General features: G+C 65.6%; 13 protein-coding genes. 7 read left to right on the top strand and 6 right to left on the bottom strand.

What is annotated here, in order from left to right:
- Nucleotides 1-8 precede the first annotated feature (8 nt).
- From HAQ05_RS11430 to HAQ05_RS11420, 3 genes are all read left to right on the top strand, one after another.
- Entirely contained in the window at nt 9-503 is a 495-nt protein-coding gene (locus HAQ05_RS11430; protein ID WP_190420519.1) for a sterol desaturase family protein, read from the top strand.
- Between the two features lie 74 nt (nt 504-577).
- Nucleotides 578-838, top strand: a complete 261-nt coding sequence (locus HAQ05_RS11425) for a hypothetical protein (RefSeq protein ID WP_190420512.1) — start codon at nt 578-580, stop codon at nt 836-838.
- Nucleotides 839-884: 46 nt separating this feature from the next.
- The gene (locus HAQ05_RS11420) at nt 885-1,391 is read left to right on the top strand and encodes a hypothetical protein (protein ID WP_190420510.1); all 507 of its coding nucleotides are present in this window, start codon (nt 885-887) and stop codon (nt 1,389-1,391) included.
- Here HAQ05_RS11420 and crtB read toward each other — a convergent pair.
- Genes crtB through fni form a run of 5 tightly spaced genes read right to left on the bottom strand, consistent with a single transcriptional unit; the run spans nt 1,388 to nt 7,275 of the window.
- On the bottom strand, nt 1,388-2,314 hold the full coding sequence (gene crtB, locus HAQ05_RS11415; protein WP_190420507.1) for a 15-cis-phytoene synthase CrtB: 927 nt from the start codon (nt 2,312-2,314) through the stop codon (nt 1,388-1,390). The genes HAQ05_RS11420 and crtB overlap by 4 nt on opposite strands.
- Complete coding sequence (locus tag HAQ05_RS11410) at nt 2,311-3,792, bottom strand: phytoene desaturase (RefSeq protein ID WP_190420505.1); 1,482 nt, start codon at nt 3,790-3,792, stop codon at nt 2,311-2,313. Before HAQ05_RS11410 ends, crtB begins: the two co-directional genes overlap by 4 nt.
- Nucleotides 3,789-4,958: a lycopene beta-cyclase CrtY gene (gene crtY / locus HAQ05_RS11405; RefSeq protein ID WP_190420503.1), complete on the bottom strand. Its 1,170-nt coding sequence runs from the start codon at nt 4,956-4,958 to the stop codon at nt 3,789-3,791. Before crtY ends, HAQ05_RS11410 begins: the two co-directional genes overlap by 4 nt.
- Nucleotides 4,955-6,238 (bottom strand): glycosyltransferase, encoded by a 1,284-nt coding sequence (locus tag HAQ05_RS11400; RefSeq protein ID WP_190420501.1) that lies wholly within the window; start codon nt 6,236-6,238, stop codon nt 4,955-4,957. Before HAQ05_RS11400 ends, crtY begins: the two co-directional genes overlap by 4 nt.
- Entirely contained in the window at nt 6,235-7,275 is a 1,041-nt protein-coding gene (fni, locus tag HAQ05_RS11395; protein WP_190420499.1) for a type 2 isopentenyl-diphosphate Delta-isomerase, read from the bottom strand. Before fni ends, HAQ05_RS11400 begins: the two co-directional genes overlap by 4 nt.
- 176 nt (nt 7,276-7,451) lie before the next feature.
- Here fni and HAQ05_RS11390 point away from each other — a divergent pair, with 176 nt between their 5' ends.
- A complete protein-coding gene (locus tag HAQ05_RS11390) occupies nt 7,452-8,372 on the top strand; it encodes a polyprenyl synthetase family protein (protein WP_190420497.1) in 921 nt (306 codons plus the stop codon).
- On the opposite strand, the gene HAQ05_RS11385 is transcribed toward HAQ05_RS11390, so the two are convergent.
- The gene (locus HAQ05_RS11385; RefSeq protein ID WP_338050194.1) at nt 8,308-9,699 is read right to left on the bottom strand and encodes a sensor histidine kinase; all 1,392 of its coding nucleotides are present in this window, start codon (nt 9,697-9,699) and stop codon (nt 8,308-8,310) included. The genes HAQ05_RS11390 and HAQ05_RS11385 overlap by 65 nt on opposite strands.
- Before the next feature lie 106 nt (nt 9,700-9,805).
- On the opposite strand from HAQ05_RS11385, the gene HAQ05_RS11380 reads away from it, so the two are divergent.
- From HAQ05_RS11380 to HAQ05_RS11370, 3 genes are read left to right on the top strand one after another with little or no spacing between them, the layout of a single operon-like run.
- The gene (locus HAQ05_RS11380; RefSeq protein ID WP_190420495.1) at nt 9,806-10,843 is read left to right on the top strand and encodes an acyl-CoA dehydrogenase family protein; all 1,038 of its coding nucleotides are present in this window, start codon (nt 9,806-9,808) and stop codon (nt 10,841-10,843) included.
- Complete coding sequence (locus tag HAQ05_RS11375; RefSeq protein ID WP_190420493.1) at nt 10,840-11,610, top strand: PIG-L deacetylase family protein; 771 nt, start codon at nt 10,840-10,842, stop codon at nt 11,608-11,610. Before HAQ05_RS11380 ends, HAQ05_RS11375 begins: the two co-directional genes overlap by 4 nt.
- The gene (locus tag HAQ05_RS11370) at nt 11,607-12,212 is read left to right on the top strand and encodes a class I SAM-dependent methyltransferase (protein ID WP_190420491.1); all 606 of its coding nucleotides are present in this window, start codon (nt 11,607-11,609) and stop codon (nt 12,210-12,212) included. Before HAQ05_RS11375 ends, HAQ05_RS11370 begins: the two co-directional genes overlap by 4 nt.
- Nucleotides 12,213-12,257 lie beyond the last annotated feature (45 nt).

The raw sequence follows: 12,257 nt of genomic DNA, 5'->3' as shown, positions 1-12,257 counted from the left end.
AGGGTTCTATGCACGCGTTGTTCAACCTGTCCGTCGTTGTGTTGTCGGTGGCCGCCATGGAAGGCGTGGCGATCATCGCCCACCGTTACCTGATGCACGGCCCCGGTTGGGCCTGGCATCGTTCGCACCATGAACCGCGGCTTGGCTGGTTTGAGAAAAACGACCTCTACGCGGTGGTGTTTGCCGGCGTCGCGATCGTGTTAATTGCATGGGGCAATGCGGGCGCCTGGCCATTGCAGTGGGTGGGCACCGGCATGGCAGTTTATGGCGCACTGTACTTCATGGTTCATGACGGCTTGGTGCATCAGCGTTGGCCCTTTCGCTACGTACCGCGCCAGGGTTATCTCAAGCGGCTATACCAGGCGCATCGGCTGCACCACGTGGTTAAGGGGCGCGTGGGCTGCGTGTCGTTCGGCTTTCTGTATGCCCCACCGCTGGCACGGTTGCGCCAACAACTGCGCCGCCAGCAGGGCCCCGACCTTAAAAAGAAGGGCGGTGCCTAACGCTTGTACATAAGTAACGCGGGCTTCCTACGGCGGGCGGATACGTTGATGGTCACTCTACACAGGAGGTGACCATGCCGCAGTTAATCAGCGTCAAGCCGCTTTTGGCGGCCATCGATACACTCTCGACCACATGCATGACGGCCCAGGCCCGTGCCTTTTTGTTGCAGCGGATGATGCCCGCCGGCGGGTGGTTCGCTCACACCGTCGCCAGCCAGGTAGGCGACATTCAGGCAAGCTGCCGGGACCACGCGAAGCTGTACCTTACCCAAACGATGTACCGGTTGATCGGCTGGCAGTTTTGCCCAGCAGGTATCACGCGATGCGCACCATGAGCTCGGCTGGCTCGGTGCTGCCGATGCCGCGCAGCTCGGTAATAGCATGGCACGGTTCCGGGCCGCCAGCAGCCAATGGTCGGCCCATGAGCTACGCGCCGTGCAGGTAACCCGTGTACTGGTGGGCGAGCGGGACGCTGTCAGCGCCAGTGCCGCTGCCCTGGACAGCTACCGCGCCGGGCTGCAAATCCGCCTGCATGAGTTGAACCGACTGCGCACCAAGGTGCCAGGGCTGCGGCCCTTGGACGCGCTGGTGATCGCCCTCACGGCAGCCATGGGTGTGCCCAAACGGGTGAGGGAGCTGAACCAGATGAAGCGCTACGCCGCCCGCACCGAGCGGTTATTGGCGAACGTCACCGCCGTACACACGCCTGTTCAAGGGCTGGCCTACGACCTGCAAGGGTTAATCAATACCGTCAGCTTTGCCAGGGGGTTCTTGCACATGCTGGCCGATCAGCCCACCCCGCTGGAGCCTGTCTTGGCGGCGTTTTACCTGGGCTGCGCCCGTGACTACCTGCGCAAGCTGATCGGTAGCGTCGACTCGGCGGCTTAACGCGGCCGCGGCCATAGCCCTGGCGGGCGCGGCGGCGCCGTTGCAAACCGGGCGCTCACCACCACCCCAGCCCCCCGCACCAGCAGGCCGAGCTTTTCAAGCCCGCTGGTGCGCTGGCGCCCATCCCACGCCTGGGCGCCGGCGTTTCGTACCTTGATACCGATCTTCCGGTAAATGCCCCGGGCGCTGGCAATCGCCCATGCCGAGCGCAGCGGCAACGCCGGCAGGCCAGCGAGTGCCGAGGCGTAGTAGGGTTCGGCCTCGCTCACCAGGCGTGCTGCCACCTGGGCCAGCGCCGCCCGCTGGGTAGGGTCGGCCAGGCGCGTTGGGTCGATCCCTGCCTCGGCCAGCCAGCAGCGTGGCAGGTAGCAACGCCCGGCCTCGGCATCTTCGACGATGTCCCGGGCCATGTTAGTGAGCTGGAACGCCAGCCCCAGGTCACAGGCACGGTCAAGCACGGCCTGTTCGCGAACCCCCATCACTTGCGCCATCATCAGCCCCACCACGCCGGCAACGTGGTAACAGTAGCGCAGGGTGTCGTGCAAACGCGGGTAGTGCTCGCCGCGCACATCCATGGCGAAGCCTTCCAAGTGGTCCAATGCCAACTGCAGGGGAATCTGGTGGGCCTTCGCCACTGCCTGCAAGGCGGCGAAGGCAGGCTCGGCCATCGGCGCCCCGGTATAGGCCAAGCGTGTTTGCCGTTCCAGGTATGCCAAGCGCTGCTGCGGGGTGCGCGCATCGGTACTGGCAGCGGCCACGCCCAGCACCTGGCCATCCACCACGTCGTCACAGTGCCGGCACCACGCATAGAGCAATAGCGCACTGCGGCGGGTTGCCGGGGCGAACAGTTTCGCGGCGCTGGCAAAGCTCTTCGAGCCCACGGCCATGGTATGGGTGGCGTGTTCGAGCAAAGCAGGGTTCATCGCAGCAGTGCCTCCAGCATCAAGCCCGCAGTGGCCTTGGCGGAGCCGATCACCCCAGGCACGCCGGCGCCCGGGTGGGTGCCGGCGCCCACCAGGTACAGGTTGGGGATGTCACGGTCGCGGTTGTGCGGGCGGAACCAGGCGCTCTGGGTGAGAATCGGCTCCAGTGAAAAGGCAGAGCCAAGGTGGGCGCCGAGCTGGTCGCGAAAGTCGAACGGGGTGAACATCCGCTGGGTCACCAACTGTTGGCGCAGCCCGGGCATGTAGCGTTGCTCCAAGTAATCGAAGATACGCTCGCGCAGGCGCGGGCCCTGTTCGGCCCAATCCAGCGGCGCGTTGCCCAGGTGCGGTACCGGCGCAAGCACATAATGGGCCCCACACCCCGGCGGTGCCAGCGACGGGTCGGTTACGCAGGGCGCATGCAGGTACAACGAAAAGTCCTCCGGCAACCGGTCGCGGTGGAAAATGTCGTGGACCAGCCCACGATAGCGCGGGCCGAAACACACCGTATGGTGGGCCAATTGCTCGTGCCGCTGGTTAAGGCCGAAGTACAACACGAACAGCGAGTTGCTCGAACGCTTGCGCTTGAGCGCGGCAGCCTGCGCCGCACCGCGGCGGTGGTGCCCAAGCAAGGTGGCATAGGTGTGCACCACATCGGCATTGGATGCCACCGCCTCTACATCGATGCGCTGCCCACCGACCACGTGCGCGGTGCACACGCGGCCCTCGTCGAGTTCCAGCCGCTCGACCTTGGCGTTGAGCTGCAGTTGCCCGCCCAAGTCGGTGAACAAGCGCACCAAAGCCTGGACCAGCGCACCGGTGCCCCCACGCGGGAACCACACCCCCCAAGCCCGTTCCAGCGCGTGGATCAGCGTGTAGATCGATGAGGTGGCGAAGGGGTTGCCACCCACCAACAGTGAGTGAAACGAAAATGCTTGGCGCAAATGGTCTTCTTCGATAAACCCCGCCACCGTGGCATACACGCTGCGCCAGGCCTTCAACCGTGCCAGTTGCGGGCCGGCGCGAAGCATGTCACGAAACGACAGGAACGGTACGCTGCCAAGCTTGAGGTAGCCTTCTTCGAACACCCGCTGCGAATAGGCCAGAAACCGCCGGTAGCCTTCGACGTCGCGTGGGTTGAAGGCATGGATCTGGCGCTCGAGGTTCGCTTGGTCGTTGTCGTAGTCCAACTGGCGGCCATCTTCCCAACACAGCCGATAGAAGGGCCGTACCGGCAGCAACGTTACGTAGTCGCTCATTGGCCGCCCAGCCACCTGGAACAATTCCTCAAGGGCGCTGGGGTCGGTTATCACCGTGGGGCCCGCATCGAAAGTGAAGCCTTGGTCTTGGTACACGTAGGCGCGCCCACCCGGCTTGTCGCGCGCTTCGAGCAATACGGTGGGAATGCCCGCCGCCTGCAAGCGGATGGCCAGGGCCAACCCACCGAAACCTGCGCCGATGACCAACGTTCGCTTCATATCTGGGCCTTGAACTGTGGGGACCCTTTAAGCGCTGCACGCAGGGCCTGGCCCATGGGCACTGGCGGTTTGCCCATGAGCAGCCGCGCCTTGTCGGCCATACTGGGCTGGCCGGCATAAAAGCGTTGGATCAAGCCTTCGGGCAGGCCATAAAAACGCTGCATCACTTGCCAGCGGTCATGGGGCTGGCCAGCCAAAAACAGCATGCGGTTGAGCAACCGAAAGAACCGCTGCTGGCGCCAATGCCGCCGCGCGATGCCTTGCACCAGGGCGAACAGGTGCTCGTGGCCGAGGTCGGTTTGCCGGGCGATCTCATCGGCCAGGCGTACCGCGCAAGGCAGCGAGTAGCCGGTGGTAGAGTGGAACAACCCGGCACGCAGTCCGCTGTGCGGCACACCCTGTGCGCTGGCCCAAAAGGCGTCGAACTGCCCGCTCAAGGTGAGCGGCAAGCAGCCGTGCTCCTCGCGTAGCAGCAGGCCACCCTGCCAGCCTTGGTCATTGGCATACGCCCCGATGTTCTCGCGCAGCCGCTGCGGGTCGAGCCAGGGCGTATCGACGTAGTGGGTGTCTTCAATCAATAAGCGGTCGGCCGACAGCGGCAAGGTATAGACAAAACGATAGCCCTCACCTTGGTCGACTCGCGCGTCCATCAGCAAGGGCCAGCGCAAGCCATGTGGCCGCGGCAGTTGCCACTCCTGGCCGACGAACGCCTGGTAGGCCAATTGCAAGTGGGGGCTGGGCAGGGCGCCGCGGCCATCGATCACCGCCGCGGCCGCCAGTGTTTGCCCGTCGGCCAGTTGCACGGTGTCGGGGCTGATGCGGGTGACAACGCTATGGGGCAGCCACTGCAAGCCCGGCGTGGCTTCCAGCACCTGGCCGAAGTGCGCCGAACCGATGCTGCAATAGCCGCCGCGTAAATGCCGCTGCAGCCCGGGGAAGCGCACGGTGTAGCCTGGCCAGCAATGCTCGACCATAGGTCCCAGCCATTGCCGCTGCGCCGGTTGCAGGTCGGCTTCATGGAATGACCAGGTGTGGTTGCCGCCAGGCCGCGCGCCTTGTTCGATCAGCAACACCCGCCGCTGTGGCTGGAGTTGCCGCATACGCCAGGCGATCAAGCCATTGGCTAAGCCCGCACCCACCAATATCAAGTCCCAGCCGCGGCTCATGCGGCACGCTCCGCATATACCGGGCGCTTGCTGCACAGGGCTTGCTCGACGACCCTGGCGGCACCGTCGGTGCCGGGTAGTTGTTGCACCTGGCCGCTTAGCCGCTGAAGCGCCTGGCGGTAATGCTCGCCCTCGAGCAATGCCTGCAGGTGCTCGGCCAGCGCACCGCTGCGGCAGAACCGCGACGCGCGCCGGCCAATGCCGCTGTAGGCCACCCGTGCCGCCACCCCAGGCTGGTCAAAGGCAATCGGCAGCGCCAGGATGGGGGTACCGCCGGCGATGGCGTCAACCACAGTGTTGAGCCCGCCATGGCTGACCAGCACATGGGCCTGGCGTAGCACCTGGCGTTGGTCGGCAAAAGCGGTTACCCAGGTGGCGCCGTGTTCACCCAGGGCTTGCGCTTGCGCCGCATCCAAGCCGCCGCAATGGGCCACCAACACCTGTGCGCCCACCCGCCGGCAGGCACGCACGATACTACGTAGCAGCCCATAGCGTTGGCCTTGCAGCGTGCCCAGCGAGGCGAACACGAAGGGCCGCGCCGGCTCCAGCGGCCACACCGGGTCGCTGCCGGGCCGCGTCAGGGCAGGGCGCAAGGGGCCCACCGCATGGAAGCAATCCGGCAACTGTTGGCGGGGAAAGTCCAGGCCAGGCGGCGTTTGGCTGATTTGTGCCAAGGTCGAGAGGCATTCATGTAAGCCCCGCCGAGGCCGCAGCCCAAACGCGTAAGCGTGGCGGGCGATGACCTGGCCGTGGTCGCGCATCAGCCAGTCGTACACCCGCTCGCTGCCGCGGTACAACTGCCGGGCGCGCTCGTCGGTGGCATAGGCAAAGGGCATCACCGCCAGGGGCACACCTTCTTCGCGGTTCACCGGCAAGGCGCAGGCCACCGACACAAACGGCAGGCCGAGCCCTTCGGCGACCAGGCCACCGGCCGCTTCCATCTGGTCGGCAATCACCCCGTCGACCTGCAGCCGTTGCAGCACGGCGGGCAATGCCAGGCAGAGCATGTCGGTGGTGGCGCACAGGTCAGCGATCACCCGCCGGATAGCCAGCCCCGACGGGTTTGCGGCGTGGCGCAAGGCGCGCGCCAGGCTGCCGGCCGGGTGGCTGGCCAGCCCTACTGGCTCGAAGCCAATGCCGGGGTCGCTAAGCAGCCCGGCGGCTTCGTATTGGTGCACGAAGGTCACGCGGTGGCCACGGCAGATCAAGGCCTGGGCCAGCGCTTGCAAGGCGCGGAAATGGCTGTACAGCGGCGGCGCGACCACGGCGAAGTGGCTCATGGGCGCGCCTCGGTCAGCATCAGCGGGGCCTGTTTGAGCGCGGCCAGGTTGGCGCTGCCGGTGCAAAAGCACACCACCCGTAATTGTTGGATGTGGCTTTGGAAATGCTCGATTACCGCATCGCTGGAATCGCACGCGGCAGCCAGCACGGCCGCCGCCTGGCCGACCAGGCTGGCGCCCAGGCGCAGCGCCATGGCCGCATCGATGCCGTGGCGGATACCGCCCGAGGCGATCAGCGGCATTTGCGGCAGTGCCCGGTGCACCGCGTGCAATGCTTGGGCCGTGGGGATGCCCCACGCGGCGAAGGCCATGGCGACCTCGCGCTGCGCTTTGCGCCGGGCCCGTTCGCCCTCCACGGCAGCCCAACTGGTGCCGCCGGTGCCCGCCACATCGAGCATGCTCACGCCCACATCGGCCAGCTGCCGCGCCACCCGAGCCGACAACCCTGCGCCGACCTCCTTGACCACCAGCGGCACTTCGCACGTGCGCGCCACCTGCTCGATGGCCGCGAGCACGCCGCGCCAGTCACGGTCGCCTTCCGGTTGCAGGGCCTCTTGCAGCGGGTTCAAATGCACCACCAGGGCATCGGCACCGATCATGTCCACCGCCCTGCGCGCATAGTCGATGCCCTGGGCCCCGCGTAGTTGGGCGGCGCCCAGGTTGGCCATCAGCAGGATATCTGGCGCCACATGGCGCAATTGGCGGGTGAGCCCCCAATCGGTGGCGCCTTCCAGCGCCACCCGTTGCGAGCCTACTGCCATGGCGATGCCCAAGGCTTGGGCCGCCTCGGCCAGGTGCAGGTTGATCGTGCGCGCCCGGCTGGCGCCGCCGGTCATCGAGCTGATCAACCACGGCGCGCGTAGGGTACGGCCAAGCACGCGAGTACTTACGTCTATGGCATCCAGGTCGAGTTCCGGCAGCGCGCAATGTTCGAAACGAAAGCGATCGAAGCCATTGGCCTGGGTTACCGGGTCACGCTGGGCATTGAGAATGATATCCAGATGATCGTTCTTGCGGTGAACCAGGTCGGTTTCCATCGTGGAAGCTCCCGGGAGTAATCCAATGAATCGAGCTGTCATTGCTGTGAGCAGTTGTACAACTTTGGTCCATATTCAAAGTTTGGTACAACTTAACCATGGGTATGGCACCGCTTGAACGCAGGCGTTCCATGCAAACGACTGGCAACGGTTAAAACACCGCAGAGAATGGATCGATGACAGCCACCGCCCACCAAGCCTTGGAGCAAGCCGATGAACTGCTGGCGCTGCGCGACGCGGTGGAGCGCCGCCTGGAGGAACTACTACCCCCCGCTGCGGAGCAAGACCTGGTGGGCATTGCCGTGCGCGAAGGCGTGCTGGCGCCAGGCAAGCGCCTGCGCCCATTGCTGCTGCTGCTCACTGCGCGGGATTTGGGCTGCGAGCTTGCCAGCATAGTTGACCTGGCGTGCGCGGTTGAAATGGTCCACGCCGCGTCGCTGGTGCTCGACGACATGCCTTGCATGGACAATGCCCGGATGCGCCGGGGGCGGCCGACCGTACACTGCCAATTCGGTGAAGATGTCGCGATCCTCGCTGCCGTGGCGTTGCTCAGCCGCGCCTTCGGTGTCATCGCGGCAGCGAGCGCGCACGCGCCGGCCTGCGCGGCCGAGTTGGTTGGGCAGATGGCTACCGCGGTGGGCACCCAGGGCTTGGTCGCCGGCCAATACCAGGACCTTCGCGAGGGCGCTAGGGCACGCAGTGCCGAGGCGATCGTGCAGACCAACGCGTTGAAAACCGGTGTGCTGTTCAGCGCCACCGTGCAAATGGCCGCGGTCGCGGCGGGCGCGGTACCCGCGGTGCGCGAGTCGTTGGCACATTTTGCCCTTGAGCTGGGCCAGGCCTTCCAACTGCTGGACGACCTTGCCGATGGCCACACCCATACCGGTAAGGATTGTCACCAAGATGCTGGTAAGACCACGCTGGTGGCCCTGCTCGGCGCCGACACGGTACACCAGCGCTTGCGGGCCCACTTGCGCAGCGCCGACCGCCATTTGGCCTGCGCATGTGGCGACGGCATGGGAACCCGGCGCTTTATGCAGGCATGGTTCGAGCAGCAATTGGCAACGCTGGCGGTTCAGCGACCAGCGCCACGGTAAAGCAGCACCCCTGCGGTTCACGCCCGGTCAGTTCCACCCGCCAGCCTTGGTCGAGGCAGATCCGCTGGACCAGCGATAAGCCGAGGCCCAGCCCCTCGCCGCGTTTTTCATCGCCGCGCACAAAGGGTTGGAACATGGCATGGCGTTTTTCTTCCGGGATGCCGATGCCGCTGTCTTCGACCATGAAACCGGTATCGCCCACGGTCAGGCGGATGAACCCCTCATCGGTGTAATGCCAGGCGTTGCGCAACAAATTACCCATCACCGACAGCAGCAGGGTGGAGTTGTAGCAGGCTTCGCCGCCGTGGCCCACGTACTGGTACTCGAAGGCCAGGCCCTTTTCGCGAATGGCCGTGGCCCAGGTGTCGACCGCCTCATCGCTGGCGGCCTTGAGGGTGATCGCGGCCCTGCGCAGCGCTGGCGCTTCATAGTCCCGCGCCAGTAGCAAAAAGGTACTGACCAGCAGCTCCATTTGTTCGGTGGCACGTGCCATGCGGCTTATCTGGCGCTGGATGCGAGGGTCCGTGTGATGGGCCTGGAGCAGTTCCTGGCAGGCCGCCTCAAGCGTGTGGATCGGCAATTGCAGTTCATGGCTGACGTCGCTGGTGAACTGTTGTTCGCGGCGCAGCGCGGCGGCCAGGCGACCTTGGGTTTGGTTGTATGAGGCGGCCAACTCACCCACCTCATCGTTGGCCCACGAACCGCTCGCCGCAGGCGCCTGCTCTACGGGCAAGGCACTGGCGCGGCGAACCTGGGCCGCGAGGTTGCTGACCGGTGCGATGACCCGGCGGCCGATCAGCCAGCCGAGTAACACGGCCAGCGCCACGCTCAAGCTGAAACCGGCCACCGCGACCGAGTAGAGAATGCGTTGGCGCTGCATCAGGCTTTGCTGGTTGCGCAGCAGCACGTATTTACGCCCGTCGACCACCTCGACCGCCGCGTAGTAGCCGTTATCGCCTTCGCCGATTTCATGAAAGCCGCGCGGCAGCGCTTGCAGGTTGGCCGGCAAGGCGAGGTCTTGCGGCCCACCCTGTACGTAGAACAGCTCGTCTTTTTCCGGGCGGTGCACCCAGGCGTCGCGGTTATCGAGTAACAGCAACCGGCGCAGGTTACCCGACAAGCCGAGTTCGGTCAGGCGCCCTTCGACGACCTTTTCGCTGACTACGATGCCGATGGCAAAGGTGCCGGCCACAAAGGCGCTCATCGCGGCGAAGGCAATGACAATCCGCTTGCTGAGCGTGTACTTGAAATCCATACCGCCGTCGATCACTGAAGAGGGGCGAAAACGGCGCGAAGGGTCGCCGCTTTCGTGTGAGATGGAAGTCATGGGAGTGTGAAAAAAACGTGAAAGCCCCCAGCCCTCACTGTATTGAACCTGTTACCACCCCTTGGCCTCCAAACCTTAACAATGCCTTATGCACGGAGCGACGACTATGGCATCGGCCCCAGAACATTACGCGCAACTGCTCCAAGCCTTTGCCGAGCGCACTCATTCGCTGTTGGCATTAGACCAGCTTGGGCAAGTACTTCGTCAATCCCAGCGCGAGCGCCTGGACCAGTTGCCGCTGCCGGGTGGCGGCGCCACCTTGCAGCGCTGGCGTACCTTGGCCGAGATGGCCGGCTTCGACTTGGCCTTGGTCAAACTTTTCGAAGGCCATACCGATGCCTTGGCGATCCTTAGCGAACTGGGTGCGGCAGCGCTCGCGGGCGATGGGCTGTGGGCGGTGTGGGCGGCCGAGCCGCCCCAAGCCCGGGTGACCATCACTGGCCGCGCCCGGGCCGGCGAACGTGTGCAATTGCAGGGGCGCAAAGCCTGGTGCTCTGGCGCCCGGCAGGTTGACCAAGCGTTGATTACCGCCTGGGATGAGCAGCAGCGCCCGCAATTGGTGGCCGTGGTGCTGGCGCAGCCGGGCGTGCAAGTGACTGGCCAGGGCTGGCAAGCGGTGGGCATGGCCCCCACCGCCAGTGTCGAGGTGCTGTTCGACGGCGCCCATGGCCAGTTGGTTGGCGACCCGGGGCAGTACCTTGCGCGCCCCGGTTTCTGGCATGGCGGTGCCGGCGTCGCGGCGTGTTGGTACGGCGCCGCGGTGACCGCGGGTGAATACCTGCGCGGGCACTGCGTGCAGCGCCGTGACGACCCTCATGCCGATGCCCACCTCGGCGCGGTGGACGCTCACCTGGGAGCTGCAAGGGCGGCATTGCAGGCCTGTGCGCAGTGGCTAGACGCGCACCCGGTCGCGGATGCCCGTTTGCCCGTGCAGCGGCTGCGGGCGATCGTCGAGCACAGTGTCGAAGGGGTACTGAACCATGTGGGCCGTGCCCTGGGCGCGACGCCTTTCTGCCGCCAGGCGCGCTTTGCCCGGCTGTTCGCCGACCTGCCCGTGTTCATCCGGCAAAGCCACGCCGAGCGCGACTTGGCAGGGTTGGGCCAACTGTTGTGTGAGCAGCCCTCGCCAGAGTGGTCGCTATGACTGCGCCAGATACGGGCGACCCCTTTGGGCTGGCGGGCACACCACTGGAAAAATGGCAAGCCAGTGAGCACCTGCAGCACGTAGCCCCCATTAGCTTGGATGAATTGGTGCCGGCGGGTACGCGGCTGGTGGTCGCCGCCCCGCACCCGGATGACGAAGTGCTGGCGTGTGGCGGGTTGCTGGCCGCCATGGCCAGCCGGCACGACGAGGTGACGCTGCTGTCGGTCACCGACGGCGACGGTAGCCACCCGGGTTCGAGCGTATGGCCGCCCGCCCGGCTGCGCCACGAGCGGCACTTGGAAAGCACGCGCGCGCTGACCCGGTTAGGGTTCGACACCCGCGTGCTCGACTGGCACCCGTTGGGCCTGCCCGACGGCCAGGTGGCAACCTTCGAAGACGAACTGCTCGGGCAACTGTGCCGGCACTTGGGCCGCGGCGATCGTTTGCTCAGCACTTGGCGCTACGATGGCCACTGCGACCATGAAGCGTTGGGTAAGGTGGCCGCCGAGGCGGCGCGGATCAGCGGCGCCGTGCTGCTGGAGGCGCCGGTGTGGGCCTGGCATTGGGCCGAACCGCAAGACCCTCGCTTGCCGTGGGCGCGGGCGCGCAAGTTCATGCTCAGCGAGCAGGCCCAGGGGCGTAAACGGCAGGCGATCGCCGAACACGTTACCCAACTGCTGCCCGATGCCTCCACCCGCGCCGCGCCGGTGCTCAACGAACAGACCCTGGCGCGTTTGCTGCAACCTTTCGAATTGGTGTTTGTATGAATACCCCCGCCGAGTATTTCGACCGACTCTTTCAAGGCAGTGACGACCCCTGGGCGTTTCGCCAACGCTGGTATGAAAAGCGCAAACGCGACCTGACCTTGGCCAGCTTGCCACGCCAACGTTACGAGCGCGCCTTCGAGCCGGGCTGTGCCAACGGCGAGTTGAGCCTGGCGCTGGCTGAGCGCTGCGACGAGTTGGTGGTGATGGACTTCAACGAACGCGCCGTGGCCCTGGCGAAGCAGCGCCTGGGGGACTACCCCAACGCTGAAGTGCTGGAAGGCCATTTGCCGGGCGACTGGCCCGGGGGCATGTTTGACCTGGTGGTGCTCAGCGAGGTGGGCTACTACCTGGGTGAGCCGGCTTGGCGTGAGGTGATCGAGCAGATGCTGCTCAGCCTGGCGCCTACCGGCTCGGTATTGGCCTGCCATTGGCTGCACCCCATCGAAGGCGCCCCGCAGCGCGGCCGCCAGGTGCATCAGCTTCTGGACGAGGGCCTGGGCCTGCACAAGGCGGTAAGCCACCAGGAAGCTGACTTTATCTTGGAGGTGTGGTGCGTGGTGCCCTGCACGGTAGACCTCGACGAAAAGGTGGTGGGCGGCTGATTCAGCCGTTCGCAAACCCCGTGAATATCGTAGCCGCGTCGCCCG

This window comes from Pseudomonas typographi (genome assembly GCF_014694385.1).
GTDB lineage: Bacteria > Pseudomonadota > Gammaproteobacteria > Pseudomonadales > Pseudomonadaceae > Aquipseudomonas > Aquipseudomonas typographi.
The sequence above is the reverse complement of the archived record's forward strand: the minus strand, read 5'-3'. Positions and strand labels throughout refer to the sequence as shown.

Excerpts from the sequence above, each read along its gene's own strand:
- HAQ05_RS11400 (WP_190420501.1), bottom strand. The coding sequence starts at position 6,238 with ATGAGCCACTTCGCCGTGGTCGCGCCGCCGCTGTACAGCCATTTCCGC.
- HAQ05_RS11425 (WP_190420512.1), top strand. The coding sequence starts at position 578 with ATGCCGCAGTTAATCAGCGTCAAGCCGCTTTTGGCGGCCATCGATACA.
- HAQ05_RS11385 (WP_338050194.1), bottom strand. The coding sequence starts at position 9,699 with ATGACTTCCATCTCACACGAAAGCGGCGACCCTTCGCGCCGTTTTCGC.
- HAQ05_RS11370 (WP_190420491.1), top strand. The coding sequence starts at position 11,607 with ATGAATACCCCCGCCGAGTATTTCGACCGACTCTTTCAAGGCAGTGAC.
- HAQ05_RS11375 (WP_190420493.1), top strand. The coding sequence starts at position 10,840 with ATGACTGCGCCAGATACGGGCGACCCCTTTGGGCTGGCGGGCACACCA.
- crtY (WP_190420503.1), bottom strand. The coding sequence starts at position 4,958 with ATGAGCCGCGGCTGGGACTTGATATTGGTGGGTGCGGGCTTAGCCAAT.
- HAQ05_RS11410 (WP_190420505.1), bottom strand. The coding sequence starts at position 3,792 with ATGAAGCGAACGTTGGTCATCGGCGCAGGTTTCGGTGGGTTGGCCCTG.
- fni (WP_190420499.1), bottom strand. The coding sequence starts at position 7,275 with ATGGAAACCGACCTGGTTCACCGCAAGAACGATCATCTGGATATCATT.
- crtB (WP_190420507.1), bottom strand. The coding sequence starts at position 2,314 with ATGAACCCTGCTTTGCTCGAACACGCCACCCATACCATGGCCGTGGGC.
- HAQ05_RS11390 (WP_190420497.1), top strand. The coding sequence starts at position 7,452 with ATGACAGCCACCGCCCACCAAGCCTTGGAGCAAGCCGATGAACTGCTG.
- HAQ05_RS11420 (WP_190420510.1), top strand. The coding sequence starts at position 885 with ATGGCACGGTTCCGGGCCGCCAGCAGCCAATGGTCGGCCCATGAGCTA.
- HAQ05_RS11380 (WP_190420495.1), top strand. The coding sequence starts at position 9,806 with ATGGCATCGGCCCCAGAACATTACGCGCAACTGCTCCAAGCCTTTGCC.
- HAQ05_RS11430 (WP_190420519.1), top strand. The coding sequence starts at position 9 with ATGCACGCGTTGTTCAACCTGTCCGTCGTTGTGTTGTCGGTGGCCGCC.